Genomic DNA, 21,912 nt, shown 5'->3' on the forward strand with positions numbered 1-21,912 from the left:
CTGACGTCTGAATGAGGGTGCCATAACAGGGGTGCCATAACAGGGGAGAGCCATGACACGACGAGAGAGCCCGGCAGGTGCGATGCCCCCCGGCCATTGTGCCGATGGCATGCGATCGACGGAAGCCGCGATCACCAGGCCGGAGTTTGCTTCGTTTGCTTAGAGCAGATCCAGCCGCGCTGGCCGACGACGAGCTTCTGGACCGCTATCAACGCGCCGCCTTCGGCTATTTCCTGGAGAATGTGAACCCCGACAACGGGCTGGTCGCAGACACGTCGCGGCCGAATTCACCGTGCAGCATCGCTGTGGTCGGTTTCGCCCTGTCCTGCTATCCGATCGGCGTCGAACGTGGATGGATGGCGCGCGACGCGGCTGCCAGGCTGACCCTTGCGGCGCTGCGCTTTTTCCAGACCAGCACGCAAGGCAGCGGCCCCGACGTTACCGGCCACAAGGGTTTTTACTACCACTTCCTCGACATGCGCACTGGTTTGCGCGTCTGGCGCTGCGAGTTGTCGATGGTCGATACCGCCTTGCTGATCGCCGGCATGCTGGTGGCGGGCGCTTATTTTTCCGGCGACAATGATGACGAGGCCGAAATCCGCCAACTGGCCGAGGCGCTCTACAGGCGCGTCGACTGGCGATGGGCACAAGGCAGCAGCCCGACGCTCCGCCAAGGCTGGAAGGCCAGGACCGGCTTTCTGCACTATGGCTGGGAAGGCTACAACGAGGCGACGATCCTCTATGTGCTGTCCATGGCCTCACCGGACCGGCCGACCTCCGACGACAGCTACGAGGCCTGGACGGCGACCTACCAGTGGGAAAACATCTACGGCCACGACGTGCTCTATGGCGGGCCGCTGTTCATGCACCAATTCTCGCATGCCTGGATCGATTTCGCAGGCATCCGCGACGCTTTCATGCGCGAGAAGAATTCGGACTATTTCGAAAACAGCCGCCGCTCGACATACCTTCACCGCGACTACGCCCGGCACAACCCCTACGGCTTTGTCGGCTATGGCGAGAACCTGTGGGGTCTTTCGGCAGGGGACGGACCAGGCGGCTTCCGCGCCAGCGTGGAGCGACGGCGCCACCGGTTTTCCGGTTACGCGGCGCGCGGCGCGCCTTTCGGTCCTGATGACGGCACGATCGCGCCATGGTCCTATCCGGCGTCGCTGCCTTTCGCGCCTGATATTTGCCTGGCGGCGATGCGCCATCTCGCCGATCGTTACCCGGAGGTGATCGACAATTTCCGGCTGCCGAGCGGTTTCAACCCGACATTGGCCAACCGGCGAAATTTCGGCCGCAACGGCTGGGTGTCGGAAGGCCATTACGGGCTGGACCAGGGCATTGCGGTAATGATGATCGAAAACCACCGTTCCGGCATGATCTGGGAGCTCATGCGTTGCAATCCCCATATCCGTCGTGGGCTGGACAAGGCCGGCTTTACCGGCGGATGGCTGTCGCGGCCGGCAAGCCCGGCATCCGGGGGGCGCGATGTCACGTGAACCGACGAGAGCCGCCGCCTTCCCCGTCGACCACAACGACGTCGAGCTGGTCAGGGGCGCGCATCCTCCGCACTGGAAGAACCCGACCCCGAACGGCCCCTACAATCTCGTCGTCATCGGCGCCGGGCCGGCCGGGTTGACCGCCGCGCGTGACGCGGCGAGCCTTGGCGCGAAAGTCGCGCTGATCGAGCGCGGGCTGATTGGCGGTGCGTGCATCAATGTCGGCAGCATTCCGTCGAAGTCGATCATTCGCACAGCCAGGCTCTATGCCGACATGCGCGATGCCGAGAGCTTCGGCGGCGACCCGCCAGATCATCTTCGTGTCGATTTTCAACGGGCGATGACACGGATGCGGCAGATCCGGCAGCGGATCAGCCGTGCCGATTCCGCCGCGAGCCTGGTTTCGGAAGGCATCGACCTCTATTTCGGTGCGGCGCGATTTGCCGGCCCCGATACGGTCACGGTCGAGGAAAGCACGCTGCATTTCAAGAAGGCGCTGATTGCAACGGGCGCACACCCGGCCTTCCCTGCTATTCCGGGGCTGGTCGAAGCCGGTTATCTCAGCAATGAGACGATGTTCAACCTGACGCAATGCCCGCCGCGGCTCCTCGTCATCGGCGGCGGGCCGCTTGGCTGCGAGACGGCGCAGGCTTTCTGCATGCTCGGCGCCAAGGTCATCCTGGCGCAGAGCGATCCGATGTTCCTGCCCGGCGAGGAGCGCGACGCCGCGCAAATCCTTTCGGACGCCCTGGCGCGCGAGGGGGTGGAGGTGCGCCTGAACACCGAAGTGGTGGCGGTGCGCAGGGAAGGTACCGCCAAGTTCGCCGACCTGATGCGGGATGGTGACACGACGACGATCTCCGTCGACGAGATCATCACCGGCGTCGGCCGTTCACCCAACGTCGATGGTCTCGGCCTCGAAGAGGCCGGCGTGGCGTATGACGCCGACGGCATCAAGGTGGATGATTATCTGCGAACCAGCAACCCGCACATCTATGCGGCGGGCGACGTCTGCCTCGAATACAAGTTCACCCATACCGCCGAGGCAACGGCGCGCATTGTCGTGCGCAATGCCTTGTTTCGCGGCCGCGAAAGGCTCAGCGACCTCGTCGTTCCCTGGTGCACCTATACCGATCCGGAGATCGCCCATGTCGGCCTCTATCCCCTGGAAGCGCGCCGCAATGGCATTCCGGTCAAAACCTATACGATACTGATGCACGATGTCGCCCGCGCCGTGATGGACGGCGAGGAGGAAGGATTCGTCAAGATCCATGTCAGGGAGGGGTCCGACCGCATCCTGGGCGCGACGGTCGTCGCCAGCCATGCGGGCGAGATGATCAACGCGGTGACCCTCGCCATCCGGTCCGGCATGGGACTGCATGCGTTGGCCGACGTCATCCATCCCTTCCCGACACAGGCGCAAGGCATCAAGATGGCGGGCGACGCCTATAGGCGGACACGCCTCACCTCGTTGCGCAGGCGCCTTGCGGCGCACTGGCTGGCGTGGTCCAGACGATAAGCCCAAAGCCATCACATATGCCGAAATGCTCACAAATACGCAACCAAGTGCGCGGCGGCGCTTGACGGATCCCTGCGAGGCTAATGAAATCGAGACGACGCCTTCGGCCGCGGAACATTCGTGGATGCAGCCTTTAGTCGAAACGGAATACGCAATCGAGCTCTTGTCCAAGGGTTACATCTGTGTGCCTCTGCGCGAAGGTGGCAAGCATCTCGATCTTGAGGCGATGGAATATCATCCGCTGCATTTGAAGGCCCGTCGAAAGGATCTGAAAGAATTGGCGTTCCGGTCGATTGCCTTTCAGTTGTCGCAGAAGCCACCAACACCGGAGGAAATCCGGCGCTGGTTTCGGGACTTTGCTGGAAATGTCGGCATCATTGGAGGATACGGCAACCTTCTCATCTTGGATTTCGACGATTCAGCAGACTATCGCGCCTGGTCTGGCAAGCACGCGCACCTTTCAAGTTGCACGCCGGTCGCGAAATCACCGAATGGATTCCACATCTATCTCAGGACGCGCGAACCGGCGGTATCATCCAGCCTGTATCTCGGCATGCGGCGGATCGGCCACCTGAAGGCGCTTGGCGGTTACGTCGTTGGAAGTCCTTCCGTACTCAAGGATGGCTGCTCCTACAGCTGGTTGAAGGACCAGTCGCCATTCGACGTCGAGCCGCAGCCAGTCGAAAGCCTGGCCAGTCTTTCACTTCGCGCGGTCTCGCCGTTCAAACATTGCTATGACCGCGTTCTGAAGCGCGGTTTTTTCGTGCCGCAATGAGCATTTCGGGGCGTGAGCAACCCGACATCAGCATCGTCATCCCGGCAAGAAATGCCGCCGCGACGATCGACGCCACGCTGCGAAGCCTTCTGCCGGAGAGGGGCCTGATCAGCGAGATTCTTCTCGTCGACGATGGCTCCATCGACCAGACCACGGCGATATCGATGCAAAGCGCCCGCAAGTACGGATTGCCGCTGGAGATCCTCGCCGTGCGGCTGGGCAGCGCGGGCGCTGCCCGCAACGCCGGAATTGCGCGAGCCAAAGGCAAGTTCATACTTTTCCTCGATGCCGACGATGAGGTGATGGCGGGAGGGTTGGGACTGCTGCATGACGCGCTCCTGCGCAATCCCGAGGCCGGCCTGTCGATAGGAGCCAGCATTCGCCGCACCAGGGGGAGGCCGGACAAGCTCAAGGTTCCGCATGGGTACACGAGCGACCGGGCATTGAACGCCCGCCGCTACCTTCTTAACGAGACATGGCCGATCGCCATGGGCAGCGCGTTGGTCGCAGCCTCTGCAACGGCCACCGTCCGCTTTCCGGAAACCACCAGCCTGGATGAGGACACGTGCTATTGGGCGGCCATGGTCGCCCAGGCCGACGTGACAACGATCTCTTCTCCGGTGCTTCTCTACCACCATGACGAAGAGAGAATGGCGCGGCGATTTGTCGAGACCCCGCGGGCCACGTTTCTCGCGATAGCACTGGAGCTGGACAAGCTTGCCGGTTCAGCCATTGCAAGGGACGTTCTGCAGTGGAGGAAGGCCTGGATAGCCTTGCGGATTTCAAGACAGCTTATCAAACACAACCGATACAGCTATGCGATGAGCATGATGCGTGCCGTTCGCGCCCACAAAAGCCTGGGGCGGAGCTGGAAGGCGTCGCAATATCGCATACGGATTCGCATCGGAGCCATGATGGAACGGCCTGACCACTCGTCGAGCGCTGGCGCGGTCACGGAAAGACGTACGCTGGTCGTGTCCTTCGACCCGGCATTTCCGCCGGTTTCCGGTGCGGACCTGAGAAATTTCAACAATGCCAGCCTTGCGGCCGAGTTCGGCCCGGTCCAGCTTGCCTCGATCAGGCCGCTGGGCGACGCGCGACAACCCTCCGACTCGCGCATCAACGCGGTTGGCCTGGTGACCGATGGAGAACCGCGTTCGGCCTCACTCGGCTGGTGGAGGATCGCGGGGGAGAACCGTATCCCCCGCACGGCATTGGCGCGGCTGCGGAAACTGATGCAAACCTTCAAACCCGATACGGTCATCGTCGAAGGGACCGGCCTGTTCAAGCTGCTGCGACATTTGCGGCCGCTGACGAAGCAGCTCGTCCTCGACATGCACAATGTCGAATCCGACCTGGCGGCACAGCTGCGGCATATCAGTCCAGCGCGATCCCCGGCGGTGCTTGGCATCCGGCGGCTGGAGAGAAAAGCGCAATCCCTCGTCGACAGGGTGTGGGTCTGCTCGAACCAGGATCGCGAAAGGTTGATGGCCGCATCCCGGCACAAGGTGCCGATCGATGTCGTTCCCAATGGAATCCCCAACGTCGAGGACATTCCGCGGGTGCTGCCCGCCGAAGCCGCTACCGACAGCGGTTATCCGACGATCGTGTTTATCGGGCATCTCGGCTATCCGCCGAACGTCGATGCGGCCGAGCGCCTGACGGGCACCATATTGCCTCGCATTCGGCAAGTCTTGCCGGGTGCAAGACTTACTCTTGCCGGACGAAGCCCGAAGGCGGCGGTACGGGCGCTGACCAGATTGCCTGGTGTGGCGCTTGTCGAAGATCCCGAAAGCGTGTCGCCACTCCTGTCCGGCGCGCATCTCAGCATCATCCCGCTCAGGGCCGGCGGGGGCACGCGCATCAAGATTCTGGAGGCGATGGCCTGGGGGGTGCCGGTGATCGCGACGCCGCTCGCTGCCGAGGGGCTGGACATGGTCGAGAATGACCAGGTGTTGCTGTCGACCAGCGACGAAGGACTGGCCGACATGGCCATCGAACTCTCTCTAGACGCCGAACGCCGGGCGCGGCAGCGCAAGCGCGCGCATCAGGCCGTATGGGCAAGGTTTGGCCCGCAAGCGATCCGCGATGCGGTCCGCGCCGGACTTGCACTGGACAATGACGGCAAGTGACACCAGGCCACCTCCATCACCCCATGAGCCGTCGATGATTCCGCCGATCCTGCACCAGACCTGGAAGACCGACAGCGTTCCCGCACGCTTCCAGGCCTATGCCGACAGCTGGAAGCGGCACAATCCACACTGGACGGTCATGCTCTGGAGCGACCGGATGCTGCTCGAATTCGTGGCCGAGCACTACCCGGATTACCTGCCGATGTTCTGTGGCTACACCAACGGCGTGCAGCGGTCGGATGCGGCCCGCTACATGCTTCTGCATCACTTCGGCGGGGTCTATGCCGACATCGACTGCGAATGCGTCGCGCCCTTCGATGCGATCATGAGCGAGACCCGGGTCGTACTGTGCAAGGAGCCGGCTTCGCATGCGGCCGTCCAGGCGGATTTCCGGGGCCTGCCCTACCTTCTGTTCAACGGGACGATAGCGAGCCCGCCCGGTCATCCATTCTGGGCGCATCTCCTGTCGATGATGCCCGGGCTCGCCGCCGCCAAGGACGTGCTCGACGCGACCGGCCCTTGCCTGCTCACCTCCGCGCAGCGCGGGTACAGCGATCAGGCGGCCTTCGCCATTCATCCTTCCGCCCTGTTCGTGCCGGTGACGTCGGCCGGGAGCACGGAGCGCGACGCCGGCGACGACACGGCCGCGCTTTCGATCCACCACTGGGCCGGCACATGGTGGACCCCGGAACCGCCGCCGAACTGGTGGACCAAGCTTCGCAATCGGGCCTATCGGCTCCGGTATCACCTGACGCGCGGCGCGTATCTGGATGAGGCGCAGGCGAAAGCAGGCGTCGACAGAGCGGTCCTGTCGGGGCCGCCGCCATCGGGCCGAAACGTCGCTGTGCTGGTGCCGCTTCGCGACGCCGCCGACCTCATCCAGCCCTTTCTTGATGCGCTGGATGGGCTCGACTATCCCAAGGACCGGATCAAGCTGGTCTTCTGCGAAGGCGACAGCCAGGACGGAAGCTGGGAGCGACTGCAGGCCGCAACAGCTGGATTGGCCGGCAGATATCGTGACATCGTCCTGTTGCAGAGACAGGTCGGCACCCGCCTCGACAGGGCAAAACGGGCAAAGCCCAGAATGCAGCGCGTCAGGCGCGGCGCGATCGCCAAGGTGCGAAATTACCTGATCGATCACGGGCTCAGCGAGGACGATGACTGGGCCTTGTGGATCGATATCGACGTCTGGCGCTTTCCCGGCGATGTGCTGAACCGCCTGATCGCCACGGGACATAGCATCGCGGTGCCCAACTGCGTGAAGATCGCCGGTGGCGCCAGTTTCGACCTCAACAGCTTTGTCATCAGGCGACAGACCAGGGACTATCGCTATTACCGCGAGATACGCGGCGGCCTTCACCAGCCTCCCGTGCAAACGCCAAGCCGGTATCATCTCAGCGATGTCAGGCATCTCGACATCATCGGCCTCGATGCGGTCGGCGGAACCATGCTGCTGGTCGATGCCGCCCTGCATCGCGGCGGTCTTCGTTTCCCCGAAATTCCATACCGCGATCTGATCGAGACCGAAGCTTTTGGCCTCCTTGCCAACGACCTCGGCATCCGGCCGGTCGGCCTGCCCAAGCTGGAAATCCTACACGTCCCCTGGTAAGGCCGCCGCCCGCCGAAGCTCTTCGCGCAGAGGCTGCAGATAGGCTTGCGGGCGCAGACGCCCCCATACATAGTTCCGGTCCGTCAAATGCGCGGCCTGCCTGATCCAGCGCCCCGGGGCATCGGGGTCCCGCACCTCGCGCCAATCGTCGACGATGATGACAGGCAGGCCTTCGTAAAGCGGATCGAGCGGTGAAGTCTTGGTCACCACGATGCAGCCGAGATAAAGCAGTTCCCATGTCCGATGACAGTCCAGGCCGTTTCCGACGGTCGACAGCACGAGCGGATATTGCGAATAGAGCTGCCAGATCGAGCGCTGCGATACGCGTTGCCCTAGAAAATCGACATGCGGGCATCCGTCCAGAGCCTCAAGCAATTCCCGACGCTCGCCAGACTCTCTGCTGACGCTGAAATCGCAGAATATCCTGGCCGGACGACGATCCGCACTCCCCTGCCCGCGCAGGGTTTTCAGTTGCCTCACCAGTCCGCCAGGCGTCGCCAGGGAACGTGGGGTGTGGAGATCCAGCCCGATCGGGAACGGCTTGATCCTGGGATGACCGCCGTCGCAGTTCTGGCTGTACCAGGAGACCAGATAGGGGCTGGCGAGAAGCCGCTCGACGGTGTCCTTGGGCAGATCCGAAGGCACCGAGGAATCACCGTCGGTCGTCAGCAGGATGAAGGGAGCCTTGATGGTGGGCAGGGCTATCCTGGCGAAAATGTCGAGATCGCAATTTCGCGCAAGCCTGGCCAGGGTGCTCAGCCGCACCCAAACGATGCCATGCGCGCCGCTATAATGGTCGCGGAAAAAAGCCTCGCTTTGCGTCGATTCGGTCGGCGCCCAGCGATACCAATCGGGTCCAGCGAAGTCGCAGAAACGCCCGATCCCTTGCGACCAAAGCACGGAAGGAACCCCGAAAAACCTCAGCGCCCCGGAACGGACGGGTTTATTGAGTTTTGCCCGCCAACGCGACATGCCCATGGGCAACCCTTAGCCCAGACGCCGTTATGGCCGCAACGTCCGGCCTGCTTGCTCACACAGGCCAAGGCGGGCTCGTGGCGTCAGTCGTGCAGGTCCCGCGCAATCGGCGGGCCGACCGAAAATCCGGAGAACGTGACCTCGAAACCCTCACGCTGCGGCGAACAGCACATCATACCGACATCGACCAGCTTCGAGATCGGGAAATAGGCGAGCCGCACCGGCTTCCAACGACCGTCGGAAGCGTCGAGATACTGCACGCGGATCGCCTCGCTATGGCGGGTCAGGCGGATCCTGACGCCGTCCGGGCCGGCGGCAATGGCCACCAGCGACCAGTCTGAGGTGTCGTTGGTGACGACGACGGAAAAATAGGCAAGGCCGTCCGTGTATTCGATGCCGGCCTTGATCCAGTGCGTTTCGCCAAGCCGGATCATCAGCCCGGCCTGGTCGTAGAGCACCTTGTAGTCGCCCTTGACGGTGACCTCGGCGGTGAAATCGCCCTCGACCCGCCGATACAGGAAGTGGCCGTTGTCGCGCCAGAAGCCATAGAAGGTCTCGCGCCAGAAATCGGTCTCCTTGCCGGTGCGCACGCGCACGGCATCACCGTCGATGGCATGGTGCGGCGGCGGGTTGAGCCAGGTCAGGTCCTGCAATGTCATCGCTTGCACCGGTCGGTTTTTCGAGGAGGTGACGGTTCGCCGGCCGGCAAGCCGGCGCCGGATCATCCCGCGAACGTATAAGCGGTCTTTACCGTGGTGTAGAACTCCATGGCATAGCGGCCCTGTTCGCGCGGGCCGAAGCTCGAACCCTTGCGCCCGCCGAAGGGAACGTGGAAGTCCACCCCCGCCGTCGGCAGGTTGACCATGACCATGCCGGCTTCGGAGTTGCGCTTGAAATGCGTGGCGTGCTTGAGGCTCGTGGTGCAGATGCCCGAGGTCAGGCCGAACGGCGTGTCATTGGCGACGGCAAGCGCTTCGTCATAGTCCTGGACGCGGATGACGCTGGCGACGGGGCCGAAGATCTCCTCGCGCGAACTGCGCATGGCATTGGTGGCCTCGGTCAGCAGCGCCGGCTTGAGATAGAAACCCGGCGTCTTGCGGTCCAGCCGTTCGCCGCCGAAGGCTAGCGTGGCGCCTTCCCGCACGCCGATGGCGATATAGTCTTCGTCCTGCTTGAGCTGGGTCGCGTCGACCACCGGGCCGATCTGGGTCTGCGCGTCGAGCGCATCGCCGATCACCAGCTTTTCCATGCGCTCCTTGAGCGCGCCGACGAAACGGTCGTGGATGCCTTCGGTGACGATCAGACGCGACGAGGCGGTGCAGCGTTGGCCGGTCGAGAAGAAGGCGCCGTTCAGCGCGCAATCGACAGCGACCGCGAGATCGGCGTCGTCGAGCACGACCAGCGGGTTCTTGCCGCCCATTTCGAGCTGGAACTTGCGCATGTGCTCGACACTTGCCGCGGCGACGCGTTTGCCGGTTCCCACCGAACCGGTGAAGGAGATGGCGTTGACGTCGGGGCTGTCGAGCATTGCCTGGCCGACCACCGAGCCCTTGCCCATGACGAGGTTCAGCACGCCCTTGGGCAGACCGGCGCGATGCAGGATGTCGACGATGGACCAGGCGCTTTCGGGAACGAGTTCAGCCGGCTTGAAGACGACAGTGTTGCCGTGAGCCAGCGCCGGAGCGATCTTCCAGGCGGGGATGGCGATCGGGAAATTCCATGGCGTGATGATGCCGACAACGCCGACCGCTTCGCGCGTGATCTCGACGCCGACACCCGGCCGCACGCTTGGCACCACCTCTCCCGACAGGCGCAATGTTTCGCCGGCAAAGAAGTCGAATATCTGGGCGGCGCGGATGGTCTCGCCAATGCCCTCGGCCAGCGTCTTGCCTTCCTCGCGCGCCAGGTTGCGGCCAAGTTCGTCCTTGCGCGCCATGATCTCGTCGGCCGCCTTCTTCAGGACCGCATGGCGCGCCAGCGGGCCGGAGCGGGACCATGCCGGAAACGCCGCCTTGGCCGCCGCGATCGCCTGGCCCGCCTGCTCGACCCCCGCAGAGGCATATTCGCCGACGACGTCGCCGGTATCCGAGGGGTTGATGTTACGGGATCCGGCATCGCCGACCCATTCGCCATCGATGAGGTTCTTTCGAAACGCTGTCATGTCCTTGCCTTCCCTGGCTGTTGGCCGCGCGGCGGCATCTGTCTGAAGTGGTATTTGCCAGACAATTGCCTTGCGGGAAAGCACGCACTGGGCTCGAAGGCCGCGACAAAAGTCCCCGGGCCCGCGCTCATGCCTTCGGTGCAGCGGCGGCCGTGCCGCCTCGACAACGGTGAATAGCTCTCCGGGTCAAGGTCGAATTGCCCTGTACACATATGTCCACGACCTTGATTTGGCTGATCCAGCGTGTCATGCGTCGTGGCGATGGCAGCACTCGAGACGACGATCCAACGTGCCGGCGCCACCGGCAACATCAAGGCCACTCGCGAAGACTGGCTGAAGCTCGCGCTTGAAACCCTGATCTCGGACGGCGTCGAACGCGTCCGCGTGCTGACGCTTGGCCAACAGCTCGACGTCTCGCGCTCGAGCTTCTACTGGTATTTCAAGAGCCGCCAGGATCTGCTCGACCAGTTACTGGACCACTGGCGGCAGACCAATACGCGATTCATCGTCGAGCGCGCCGAACGCCCTTCCGCGACTGTCATTCGCGGGGTGATGAGCATTTTCGAATGCTGGGTCGACGAAAAGCTGTTCGACCCCCGGCTGGATTTCGCGATCCGGGCATGGGCTCGCCGCTCCCCCGCGACAAGGCGCGCGCTGGACGAGGCCGACGAAGAACGGGTCAATGCCATCCGCGGCATGTTCATGCGTCATGGCTACGAGGAGGAAGACGCGTTCGTGCGGGCCCGCGTGCTCTATTTCATGCAGATCGGCTACTATTCGCTCGAACTCGACGAGCCGATGAGCAGCCGCCTGCCGCATGTTGCCGCGTATCTGCGCAGCTTCACCGGACAGGAGCCTTCGGCGGGCGATGTCGAGGATTTTTCACGTTACGTGGAGGAGACCATCTCGCGGAACCGCTAGCGTTGGCTGACGCAAGCCGGGATGACCGGCAACTAGACATACGTGTCCATTACCCCTAGGTTTGCCCTGATCAACCAGGCTTGTCGCCCACACAATGACCCGCATCTATTCCGCTCTCTCGCTGTTCAAGGAAGGCCTGGCCGGCCAGACCGGCTGGAAACAGGCCTGGCGCTCGCCCGAGCCGAAGCCGTCCTACGACGCGATCGTCATCGGCGGCGGCGGCCATGGGCTGGCGACGGCCTATTACCTGGCCAAGAATCACGGCATCACCCGAGTGGCCGTGCTGGAAAAAGGCTGGATCGGCGGCGGCAATACAGGCCGCAACACCACCGTGGTGCGCTCAAACTATTATTATCCCCAGAGCGTCGAGCTCTACGGGCTGGCGCACCGGCTCTATGAGGGCCTGTCCAAGGACCTGAACTACAACGTCATGCTGTCGCAGCGCGGCATGGTCAATCTGTGCCACTCGACCGCCGAAATGGAAGTCGGCGCGCGCACCGTCAACGCCATGCAGATCAGCGGTATCGATGCGGAGCTGTTTTCGCCCGAGGATGTCCGGCGCGTCGCGCCGATCTATAATTTCTCAGCCGGTGCGCGGTTTCCGGTGTTCGGCGGCATCTGGCAAGGCAGGGCCGGCACGGCGCGCCATGACGCGGTCGCCTGGGGTTATGCACGCGCGGCGAACCGGCTCGGCGTCGACATCATCCAGAATTGCGAGATCACCGATTTCATCATCGAGGGCGGCCGCTGCCGCGGCGTCCAGACGACGCGCGGCACGATCCGTGCCGAGCGCATCGGCATGGCGGTGGCCGGGCACTCCTCGGTCCTGGCTGAAAAAGCCGGCTTCCGGCTGCCGATCAACTCCTACGCGCTGCAAGCCTGCGTTTCCGAACCGGTCAAGCCGATCCTCGACACGGTGGTCCTATCGCCCGGCACCGGCGTCTACGTCAGCCAGTCGGACAAGGGCGAGATCGTCATTGGCGGGGGGCTCGACCGCATCCCTTCCTATGCACAGCGCGGCAATTTGCCGACGCTGGAGACGGTGATCGCGGGGGTGCTGGAGATGTTCCCGATCTTCGGCCAGCTGAAGCTGATGCGGCAATGGGCGGGCATTGTCGACGTCGTGCCGGATTCCTCGCCGATCATCGGGGAATCGCCGCTGCCCAACCTGTTCCTCAATTGCGGCTGGGGCACCGGCGGTTTCAAGGCGATCCCCGCCGGAGGCACGTTGCTGGCGAACCTGCTGGCGAGCGGCAAGCACAACGACATCAGCCGGCCCTTCGATCTCGACCGCTTCGCCAGCGGGCGGCTGATCGACGAAGCGGCCGGCTCCGGCATCGCGCACTGACATGCACAAAGACCAGGACTAGGCGTCATGCAGCTCTTTCCTTGCCCGTTCTGCGGCCCGCGCGACGAAACCGAATTCCACTATGGCGGCGATGCCGGCAATACCAGGCCGGATGGCGGCGATGTGCCGATCGATCGCTGGGCCAACTATCTCTACCTGCGCTCCAATCCGAAAGGCGCGGCGCGCGAAATCTGGGTGCATATGAACTGCGGCGAGTTCTTCGTCATGGTGCGCGACACGCTCACGCACGAGGTGCTGTCCTCGTCCGCGCTGGGCAAGGAGCACGCGGCATGACCGCCTCGCGTCTTGCCACCGGCGGCAGCGCCATCGACCGCTCGCGCCCGCTCCGCTTCAGCTTCGACGGCACAAGCGTGGACGGCTTTGCCGGCGACACCATCGCCTCCGCGCTGCTCGCCAACGACGTCGCAGTCGTCGGCCGCAGCTTCAAATACCACAGGCCGCGCGGCATCTGGGGTGCCGGCGTCGAGGAGCCCAACGCTCTGGTCGATATTGGTGGCCCCCGGGCGACGCCGAACACACGTGCCACGACCGAGCCGGCACGCGATGGGCTGGCGGCCAAGAGCGTAAATGCGACCCCCAATGCATTGAGCGACCGCAACGCCTTCCTCGACCGTTTTGCGCGCTTCATTCCGGCGGCGTTCTACTACAAGACCTTCATGTGGCCGGACTGGCACATGTTCGAGCCGCGCATCCGCGCCATGGCCGGACTGGGCAAGGTCGACACGGACTGGACCTCATCAGGCCCGGCCGACCAGATCAATCATCATTGCGACGTGCTGGTGGTGGGCGCCGGTCCGGCCGGACTGGCGGCGGCCAAGCTCGCGGCCGGCGTGGGCCTCTCCGTGACGCTGGTCGACGACCAGCGGAAGCCGGGCGGGTCCCTCGGCCACCGGGCCAGCGAGATCGACGGCGGGCCGGCTGCCGGGTGGCTCGAGGAGACGCTCGCGACACTTGCCGCCGGGGGCCATCTGATCCTGCCTTCGACCACGGCCTTTGGCATCTACGACCACAATCTGGTCGGGCTGAACCAGCGCCATTTCGATGGGCGGCCCGATACGCTATGGCGGGTCCGGCCGCGCCGGATCGTGCTGGCTACCGGCGCCATCGAGCGGCCGCTGCCTTTCGCCAACAACGATCTGCCCGGCATCCTGTCGGCCGATGCCGCGCTCGCCTATCTCAGGCGCCACGCGGTGCTGGTTGGCCGGCGCGTCGTCGTCGCCACCAACAATGACAGCGCCTATGAGGTCGCGGAGGCGATCGCCGAGGCCGGCGCCGAAGTGACGCTTGTCGACATCAGGCGTGACGGGATGCCCGCCGCGCCGGCCAGGATACGGCTGTTCAAGGGGCGGGCGCTTGCCTCCGCGGCGGGCAGGCTGCGTGTTGAAGGCGTGACGCTGGACGACGGCACCAGGCTCGACGCCGATTGCGTGCTGGTCTCGGGCGGCTGGACGCCGACCATTCATCTCTTCGGCCAGGCCAGGGGCAAGCTCGCCTGGAGCGAGGCCCGCGCCGCCTTCCTGCCTGGCAATCCGGTCGAGGGCATTTCCGTGGCTGGCGCCGCCGCCGGCGCGGTTTCCTTGTCGGACGTGTTCGCCGGCGCGGAGAAAGCCGTCGCTTCGCTCGGCCAGACGAAGGCGGTGATCCCGCGCAGCACCGGTCCGGAAGCGACAGCCGGGATTGTAGCCGCGTGGCCGATGCCCGGCTCGAAGGGACGAATCTGGATCGACTACCAGAACGACGTCACGGTGAAGGACGTCGAACTGGCGGCCCGCGAAAACTTCGTCTCGGTCGAACATCTGAAGCGCTACACCACGCTCGGCATGGCGACCGATCAGGGCAAGACCTCCAACCTGCCCGGACTGGCGCTGATGGCCGGGATCACCGGCCGAACGGTGCCGGAAGTCGGCACCACCACCTATCGCCCACCCTTCACGCCGGTGCCGTTGGCGAGCTTCGCCGGCGCCTGCGCTGGCGAGTTGATGGCGCCGGTGCGCCGGCTGCCGCTGGAAAACGTCCACCGCGCCAGCGGCGCCGTCTTCCAGGAATATGGCGGCTGGCTGCGCCCGGCGCACTATGGCGGTCGCAATGCGGACGCGGAACGCGCCATCCAGGACGAGGCGTTTCGCGCGCGCCAGTCGGTCGCGCTGTTCGACGGTTCGACGCTCGGCAAGATCGAGGTGATCGGACCCCGGGCGGCCGAATTCGTCGATTTCCTCTACTACAACACCATGTCGACGCTGAAGCCGGGCCGCTGCCGCTACGGCTTCATGCTGTCGGAGAACGGCGTGGTCTTCGATGACGGCGTGCTGGTGCGGCTGGACGAGCACCGTTTCGTCGTGTCGTGCTCGTCCTCGCATGTCGCCGCCGTGCATGCCAGGCTGGAGGAATGGCGCCAGGACCGGTTCGGGCGCGGCGCCGTCTACATCCACAACGCCACTTCGGAGATGGCGACGCTGACCGTCTCCGGGCCGAACGCCGGCAAGCTGCTCGAAACGGTGGGGCTCGGCCTTTCACTCGCCGACGCCGACCTTCCTCACATGGCGATCGGCCACGGCAGCTATGCGGGAGACGCGGTTCGGATCGCCCGCGTCAGTTTCACCGGCGACAGGAGCTATGAAGTCTCTATCCGCGCCGACCGCGCCGAACCTTTGTGGGCGCATCTGCGCCAGGCCGGCCAGGCCTTCGATGCCGTTCTCATCGGGCTCGAAGCACTGATGATCCTGCGTGCCGAGAAGGGCTTCATCGTCATCGGCAAGGACACTGACGGCACCACGCTGCCGCACGATCTTGGTGTGGCGGGTCCCCGGACGAAGCGCCAGAGCGAGTTCGTCGGCCGCCGCTCGCTGTTCACCGAGGAGGCTTCGCGCGGCGACCGCCTGCAGCTTGTAGGCCTGACGGTGCCGCAAGGCGAAGCGCCTCTGCCAACCGGCGCGCATGGCGTCAAGCGGAGCGATGGCAGACTGCACAGTCAGGGCTTTGTCACCTCCAGTTATCAGAGCCCCACCCTCGGCCAGCCGATTGCGCTTGGCCTGATCGAACGGGGTGCCGCGCGGCACGGCGAAGCGATCGAAATCCAACATCTCGGCAAGCTCAGGACGGCGACGATCGCCGCTCCTTGCGCCTACGACCCGTCGGGAGACCGGCTCAATGCGTGATCTCGCGGAAAAATGGTCTGTCGCGCCGGACTGGCCGTCGGCGACCATCCATGCACCCGGCCTGGTGGTGCGCGCTGTCCCTGGCCTCGACCAGATATTGGTCAGCGGCGACCTCGACGCCTGGGCTCGCCTGTCCGACATGGACGGGACTGGCGTGGGCGCCCTTGGCGCGGCTCAGGGTGACCGCTATGGCGCGCGGCTGGCGCGCGACCGGCTGCTCGCCGTGTCGAACACGCCGCTTGCGATTGCCGCCGGTTGGCACGCGGACGGCTTCGCGGTGACGGCGATCGGCGCCGGGCTGCAGGTGTTCGAGGCCGAAGGCCCGGGACTCGATGCTTTCATCGCGCGTGGAACGACGCTCGATCCCGCGCAGCCAAGTCCCGCCGCGGCGCTTTCCTTCGCCGGCATCGGCGCCATCGTCTATCGCCATGACGGCAAGCTGCGCATCCACGTCGATCGCGGTCTCGCCGCCTATCTCTGGACGTGGATGGAGACGGCTGCCGCCAACATCGCCGCCGAATCACCGAGTTAGGCAGGCGACGACATTCCCGCTCAGAGCGTGAAAGACCAGAACAGGCAGGCCAGTGTCGCGGCGGCAAAGATCACGAAGAACAGGCTGCGCAGCAGCACATTGCGACGCAGCTCGTTCATGACGAAGTGGCAGCCGATGATCGCGGCCGCAAACAGGAAACGCCAGTTCAGCACCGCCCACAAGACATCCCGCTGACCGAAAGCCCATCTGGCGACGAGGCAGCCAAGGATAGCCGCGAACAGCACGATGACGGTCCAGAAGATCGCGTCCGCGGCGTTGGTCAGCACAATACTGGCTGCCCTGATCGGCAGGAGCATCATCAGCAGGGCGCTGAAGAAATAGACCGCGGCAAGTGGAATGAACGTGCCGGCATCGGCGATGCCATCAAGCCGTCTCACACCGATGGCGCCATAGGGATAGCCGTGCCTTGCCACCACCAGGCTCAGCGCCATGAGCAAGGCGGTCAGCACCGCGACCAGTGCGAAGGATGTGAGGGCTTTGCTCATGATGTTCCAGTCCCGGGCGAATCAGACAGGAACCGGTGTAACCGATGGTCGTAAATTGCGCGTAAGCTTTCCCCGCCACCGGCACCCCGAAGGGGGTAACCGGCAGGGCGAAATCACTTGGCGATGACCGTATCGACGATGGCGCGCGTCCGGCCGCCGGTGGGAAATCAGCTCCAGGCGTGCAGCGGCGGATTCTCGCCATTGAGGAAATATTTGCCGAGGATCGAATATTTCCAGCGCACCGGATCGTGCAGCGTGTGCGTCCGGGCGTTGCGCCAATGGCGGTCGAGATTGTGCTCGGCCAATGTCGAGCGCGTGCCGGCCAGTTCGAACAGCTTGTTCGTCGCCGCAATGGCGATCTCGGTCGACAGGATTTTTGCTTCCGCGGTGACGATCTGGGCGTGCGCCACGATCTCGGCGGTCGGCTCGGCCACCGCCTTGTCGATCGCGTGGCCAGCCTTTTCGAGCAGCGCCTGCGCCGCGTGCAGGCGCAGCGTCAGGTCGCCGATCGCCTGGATGGTGTAGGGATCGTCCCAGGCATTGTCGACACCGCTGTCGATCCAGGCGCGGCTCCTGGTCCTGACGAAGTGGACCGTCTCGTCGATCGCCGCCTGGGCGATCCCGGTATCCACCGCCACCTGGATGATCTGGAAGATGGCGCCGTCGGCGGTCGGCTTGTCGTAGCCCTTGTAGCCGGGCACCAGATGCGTCTTCGGCACCTTGACATTGTCGATGATGACAGTGCCCGACAGCGTCGTGCGCTGGCCGAAGCTCGACCAGTCGTCGATGACCGTCAGGCCCGGCGCGCCGCGATCGGCGATAGCATACCAGGCACGGCCCTCGTCATCGAGCGCGACGATCGGCACCAGATGGGCGAGCAGCGCGCCAGAGGAATAGAATTTGCGGCCATTGACGACGACATGGTCGCCGGCATCGGTGAAGCGGGTTTCGAAATCGGCGGCGCGTTTGGAGCCGAACTCGGAAAAGGCGTTGCCGAACCGCGTGCCCTTCAGCGCCTCGGCGAAAAGCAGCTTCTGCTGCTCGATGTCGGAGACGGTGCGGATGGCGGCGACGACGCCGAGATGGTTCTGCGCGACCTGGCCGATCGAAGAATCGGCCGCCGAGATGATCTCGATCACCTTGGCCAGCGTTGCATAGGAGACTTCGGGACCGCCGAATGCCCTGGGCACGTTGATCGACCAGAGGCCGCTTTGCGAAAAGGCATCGAGTTCGGCTATCGGCCAAATCCGCTCGCGGTCGCGCTTCGACGAATCCTTGACGAATTCGGCGGCCAGCGCGTGGGCGACGGCGATCGCCTCGGCATCATCCCTGATGATGTGTGCCGGCGCCGAGGGCCTTGCGACAGGCAGGACGGCGGCGGAAGCCTGGTCGGTCTTGACGGTCGAGACGGTCATTTCATTGCTCCTTCGAATTTCGGTTCAGGCAACGGCATGGAGATGGGAGGACTTGGCGGCGGGCGTCGGCTGCTGGCCGAGATAGAGCGCCCTGATATCCTCGCGCTGGCGGAGATCGGCGGCTGTGCCGGAGAGCACGGAGACGCCGTTTTCGAGCACGGTGGCGTGGTCGGCATAGCGAAGTGCTACCGCCGAGTTCTGCTCGGCGACCAGGATCGACAGGCCGGTCTCGCGGTTGAGTTTCCTCAACGTCTGGAAAATATCCTGCACGATGAGCGGGGCGAGCCCCATCGACGGTTCGTCCAGCACGAGCAGGCGCGGCCGCGACATCAGCGCCCGACCTATTGCCGTCATCTGCTGTTCGCCGCCAGAGGTCAGGCCCGACAAGGTCCGGCGCTTTTCCTTCAGACGTGGGAAAAAGGCATAGATCCGTTCGAGGTCGGCGCTGATCTCGGCGCGGCGGCCGCTGCGGCCGATGCCGCCGGCGACCAGATTGTCCTCGACGGTGAGGCTCTTGAAGCAGTGGCGGCCTTCCAGTACCGGCACCAGGCCGGCACGCACCAGATCGCCGGGCTTGCGGCGCGCGACATCCGAGCCCTCATAGCGGATGGTGCCGGCGTTGACCTGGCCCCGTTCGGCCGGCAGCAGGTTGGAGACGGCCTTCAGCGTGGTGGTCTTGCCCGCGCCATTGGCGCCGAGCAGCGCCAGGATCTCACCGCGCCTGATCTCGAAGCTGACGCCGTGCAGCGCCGTGATGGCGTGGTTGTAGGTGGCGTGGACCGCGTCGACAGCAAGGATGATTTCGGTGTCGGGCATGACTGTCTTCCGTACTTGTCGGAACCGAACCGGCCCGGCGCCGCGGAAGGCATCCGCGGCACCCGGCCTGTTGATCAGTTGGTGGTCACTGCGTTGGCATCGTCGGCGGTGCGTAGCTTGATGCCCTTCTCGGCGGCATAGGCTTCGGCGGACTTTTCGATAATCGGCCGCAGCAGCGCCCAGTCCGGGGCGATCCAGTCGGAGACGACGTTCCACTTCTTGCCGTCCCACTGCTGGAAGGTGACGTAGCCCTCGCCCTCATGGTTGTCCCAGCTGACATTGATCGAGTGGAACAGGTCCTTGGCGCCGAGCGCCTCGACCTTGGCCGGATCGAGCTTGAGATGCTCGAAACCCCAGCGGACCTCATCGCCGGTCAGCGTGCGGTGGCCGAACTTCTCCTGGGCGACGCGGATCGCCTCGACGTTGAGAATGCCGTTGACGATGCCGAGATTGTGGTAGACCGAGCCGATACGGGACTTGTCCTCGAGGTTGCCTTTGCCGGCGCCGTAGACGGTCTTCACGATTTCCTTCACCACGGGATAGGAATTGCCCGAAGCCTGGGTGGTGATGGCGGTGTAGCCCTTGGCGGCGTCGCCGGCGGGAATGACGTCCTCTTCCGAGTTCGACCAGACATTGCCGACGATGTGATCGACGGGGTAGCCGACCTTAACGGCGGTCTTCAGCGCCACCGGGTTCATGACGCCCCAGCCGCGCAGGACGACGAAATCAGGCTTGGCGCGGCGGATGGTCAGCCACTGCGACTGCTGCTCGTTGCCGGGATGCGGCACTTCGATCTGCTGCACGGCGAAGCCGTATTTCTGCGCCAGCAGTTCGTAGATCGGTATGGTCTCCTTGCCATAGGGCGAGCCGTGATAGAGCACGACGATCTTCTTGCCCTTGAGCTTGTCGATGCCGCCCTCCTTCGAGGCGATGTAGTTCACGATGCCCGACGTCTCGCTGTAGGGGTTGAGCAGCAGCGGGAAGACGTAGGGGAAAACACGCCCGTCGGTGGAATCGGTGCGGCCGTGGTTGACCGTTATCAGCGGCACCTTGTCGGCGGTGATGCGGTCGATCATGGCGTAGGCGATGCCGACCGAGAGCGGGTTCCAGGCGGCCGCGCCGGCATGGCTCTTCTGGCGCTCATAGCATTCGACGCCGCGCTCGACCTCATACTGGGTCTCGCATTCGTCCCAGGTCAGCTTGACGCCGTTGACGCCGCCGTCGCGGATGTTGATGAGGTTGAGATAGTCGATGAAGCCGCCGAAGAAGCCGGTGCCGCCGGCCGCATAAGGCCCGACGCGATAGCTCTGCAGCGGGAAATATTGTTCGTCGGCATGGGCTGATGGCAAGGCCACCGACACGATCATCGCCGCGGACAAAGCCGCCGCCTTGAGTGTGCTGAGGAAGGTCATGGTTGGGGTACTCCCGGTATGGGCCGTCTTGGGTTCGGCCTCTGGTTCATTTTCAGGCGTGAATGCGGGGCTCAGGTCGACTGCCAGGCGAACAGGAGCCGTCTTCGGACCCTGTCCCACAGGGCCACCAGCCCATCGGGTTCCAGGATCAGAAACAGGATGATGAGGGCGCCGAGCACGATGCGCTGGCTCATGTCGAGCACGCCCGAGTCAAAGACGTCTCCAAGCAGGAAGCCGCCAAGGCGCGACAGAGCGAGCGGGAACACGACGATGAGGGCGGCACCGAAAAAGGCGCCACGGATCGAGGCCAGGCCGCCGATGATGATGATGAACAGGATCTGGAACGAGCGGTCGAGGTCGAAGCCATCAGGCTCGACTGTCCTGAGATAAGCGAAGGCCCAGATGACGCCGGCGACGCCGATGATGAAGGAGGAGATGGCGAATGCCAGCAGCTTGGTCTTCAGCACCGGTATGCCGATGATGCGGGCGGCGGTTTCATTGTCGCGGATGGCGATGAAGTTTCGTCCCGTCTGCGAACTGACCAGCCGATAGGCAAGGAAGGTGAGGATGCTGACGATGGTCAACGCGAAGAGATAGCGGCCGACGGCGCCGTCGAGCGCGAAGCCTCCTATCGAAAGCCTCGGCGCGTCTATGACGCCGGAGGCGGAGTTGTTCGAGAACCAGCTGAACTTGGTCAGCGCCCATTGCACGAAGAACTGTGCGGCAAGCGTCGAGACGGCGAGATAAAAGCCCTTCAACCGCAGGCTCGGCAGGCCGAAGACGATGCCGATCGAAGCGGCGACGATGCCGGCGAGAACGATACTGCCGATCAGCGGCAGGCCCTCGACGCGCAAGTTGAAATTATAGGCGGCGAAGGCGCCGGCCGCCATGAAGGCGGCGCTGCCCAGCGAGACCTGGCCGGCATAGCCTGTGAGGATGTTCAACCCCACACCGGCGAGACCGAGCGCCAGGAACGGCAGCAGTATGGCCTCGAACAAATAGCTCGATCCGATCAGCGGCACGACGCCATAGGCGAAGGCAAGCAACAGGACGGGCGCGATCCATTTCGGCAGCACCGGCGCGGAGAAGTCGGCTGCAATAGCGGCCATG

At 64.3% G+C, this 21,912-nt stretch carries 18 protein-coding genes; 10 read left to right on the plus strand and 8 right to left on the minus strand.

The window, feature by feature from the left end; translation table 11 throughout:
• The first annotated feature begins 155 nt into the window (after positions 1 to 155).
• The 5 genes from EN804_RS25320 to EN804_RS25340 all read left to right on the plus strand — a co-directional run bounded on the left by EN804_RS25320 (position 156) and on the right by EN804_RS25340 (position 7,540).
• Entirely contained in the window at positions 156 to 1,505 is a 1,350-nt protein-coding gene (locus tag EN804_RS25320; protein ID WP_135862332.1) for a glucoamylase family protein, read from the plus strand.
• Complete coding sequence (locus EN804_RS25325; protein WP_135921615.1) at positions 1,495 to 3,024, plus strand: mercuric reductase; 1,530 nt, start codon at positions 1,495 to 1,497, stop codon at positions 3,022 to 3,024. The genes EN804_RS25320 and EN804_RS25325 overlap by 11 nt, the downstream gene beginning before the upstream one ends.
• Before the next feature lie 124 nt (positions 3,025 to 3,148).
• Positions 3,149 to 3,799, plus strand: a complete 651-nt coding sequence (locus tag EN804_RS25330) for a bifunctional DNA primase/polymerase (protein ID WP_246693485.1) — start codon at positions 3,149 to 3,151, stop codon at positions 3,797 to 3,799.
• On the plus strand, positions 3,796 to 5,931 hold the full coding sequence (locus EN804_RS25335) for a glycosyltransferase (RefSeq protein WP_135921616.1): 2,136 nt from the start codon (positions 3,796 to 3,798) through the stop codon (positions 5,929 to 5,931). Before EN804_RS25330 ends, EN804_RS25335 begins: the two co-directional genes overlap by 4 nt.
• A gap of 34 nt (positions 5,932 to 5,965) precedes the next feature.
• Positions 5,966 to 7,540 carry a glycosyltransferase gene (locus EN804_RS25340; protein WP_135921617.1) on the plus strand — a complete coding sequence of 525 codons (1,575 nt, stop codon included), beginning with the start codon at positions 5,966 to 5,968 and terminating at the stop codon, positions 7,538 to 7,540.
• Here the strand turns inward: EN804_RS25340 and EN804_RS25345 are convergent.
• The 3 genes from EN804_RS25345 to EN804_RS25355 all read right to left on the minus strand — a co-directional run bounded on the left by EN804_RS25345 (position 7,523) and on the right by EN804_RS25355 (position 10,676).
• Positions 7,523 to 8,305 carry a hypothetical protein gene (locus EN804_RS25345; protein WP_245464259.1) on the minus strand — a complete coding sequence of 261 codons (783 nt, stop codon included), beginning with the start codon at positions 8,303 to 8,305 and terminating at the stop codon, positions 7,523 to 7,525. The genes EN804_RS25340 and EN804_RS25345 overlap by 18 nt on opposite strands.
• Before the next feature lie 293 nt (positions 8,306 to 8,598).
• Complete coding sequence (locus EN804_RS25350; protein ID WP_135921618.1) at positions 8,599 to 9,174, minus strand: DUF1349 domain-containing protein; 576 nt, start codon at positions 9,172 to 9,174, stop codon at positions 8,599 to 8,601.
• Between the two features lie 62 nt (positions 9,175 to 9,236).
• Positions 9,237 to 10,676 (minus strand): aldehyde dehydrogenase family protein, encoded by a 1,440-nt coding sequence (locus EN804_RS25355; protein ID WP_135921619.1) that lies wholly within the window; start codon positions 10,674 to 10,676, stop codon positions 9,237 to 9,239.
• A 261-nt stretch (positions 10,677 to 10,937) separates the two neighbouring features.
• Between EN804_RS25355 and EN804_RS25360 the strand changes: the two genes are divergently transcribed.
• The 5 genes from EN804_RS25360 to EN804_RS25380 all read left to right on the plus strand — a co-directional run bounded on the left by EN804_RS25360 (position 10,938) and on the right by EN804_RS25380 (position 16,653).
• Entirely contained in the window at positions 10,938 to 11,597 is a 660-nt protein-coding gene (locus EN804_RS25360) for a TetR/AcrR family transcriptional regulator (RefSeq protein WP_189343543.1), read from the plus strand.
• Between the two features lie 94 nt (positions 11,598 to 11,691).
• On the plus strand, positions 11,692 to 12,945 hold the full coding sequence (locus EN804_RS25365; RefSeq protein WP_135921620.1) for a sarcosine oxidase subunit beta: 1,254 nt from the start codon (positions 11,692 to 11,694) through the stop codon (positions 12,943 to 12,945).
• Between the two features lie 27 nt (positions 12,946 to 12,972).
• A complete protein-coding gene (locus EN804_RS25370) occupies positions 12,973 to 13,239 on the plus strand; it encodes a sarcosine oxidase subunit delta (protein WP_135862346.1) in 267 nt (88 codons plus the stop codon).
• Entirely contained in the window at positions 13,236 to 16,121 is a 2,886-nt protein-coding gene (locus EN804_RS25375; RefSeq protein WP_135921621.1) for a sarcosine oxidase subunit alpha family protein, read from the plus strand. The genes EN804_RS25370 and EN804_RS25375 overlap by 4 nt, the downstream gene beginning before the upstream one ends.
• On the plus strand, positions 16,114 to 16,653 hold the full coding sequence (locus EN804_RS25380) for a hypothetical protein (protein ID WP_135921622.1): 540 nt from the start codon (positions 16,114 to 16,116) through the stop codon (positions 16,651 to 16,653). Before EN804_RS25375 ends, EN804_RS25380 begins: the two co-directional genes overlap by 8 nt.
• A 20-nt stretch (positions 16,654 to 16,673) precedes the next feature.
• On the opposite strand, the gene EN804_RS25385 is transcribed toward EN804_RS25380, so the two are convergent.
• From EN804_RS25385 to EN804_RS25405, 5 genes are all read right to left on the minus strand, one after another.
• Complete coding sequence (locus tag EN804_RS25385) at positions 16,674 to 17,159, minus strand: hypothetical protein (RefSeq protein ID WP_135921623.1); 486 nt, start codon at positions 17,157 to 17,159, stop codon at positions 16,674 to 16,676.
• Between the two features lie 167 nt (positions 17,160 to 17,326).
• Positions 17,327 to 18,574 (minus strand): SfnB family sulfur acquisition oxidoreductase, encoded by a 1,248-nt coding sequence (locus tag EN804_RS25390; RefSeq protein ID WP_135921624.1) that lies wholly within the window; start codon positions 18,572 to 18,574, stop codon positions 17,327 to 17,329.
• Positions 18,575 to 18,598: 24 nt separating this feature from the next.
• Positions 18,599 to 19,390 (minus strand): ABC transporter ATP-binding protein, encoded by a 792-nt coding sequence (locus tag EN804_RS25395; RefSeq protein ID WP_135921625.1) that lies wholly within the window; start codon positions 19,388 to 19,390, stop codon positions 18,599 to 18,601.
• 74 nt (positions 19,391 to 19,464) lie between these two features.
• Positions 19,465 to 20,802 carry an ABC transporter substrate-binding protein gene (locus tag EN804_RS25400; protein WP_127279153.1) on the minus strand — a complete coding sequence of 446 codons (1,338 nt, stop codon included), beginning with the start codon at positions 20,800 to 20,802 and terminating at the stop codon, positions 19,465 to 19,467.
• A gap of 71 nt (positions 20,803 to 20,873) precedes the next feature.
• The gene (locus EN804_RS25405) at positions 20,874 to 21,911 is read right to left on the minus strand and encodes a branched-chain amino acid ABC transporter permease (protein ID WP_127279154.1); all 1,038 of its coding nucleotides are present in this window, start codon (positions 21,909 to 21,911) and stop codon (positions 20,874 to 20,876) included.
• Position 21,912: the final 1 nt, after the last annotated feature.

Source organism: Mesorhizobium sp. M8A.F.Ca.ET.161.01.1.1 (assembly GCF_004792105.1).
In the GTDB taxonomy this organism is placed as follows: Bacteria; Pseudomonadota; Alphaproteobacteria; order Rhizobiales; family Rhizobiaceae; genus Mesorhizobium.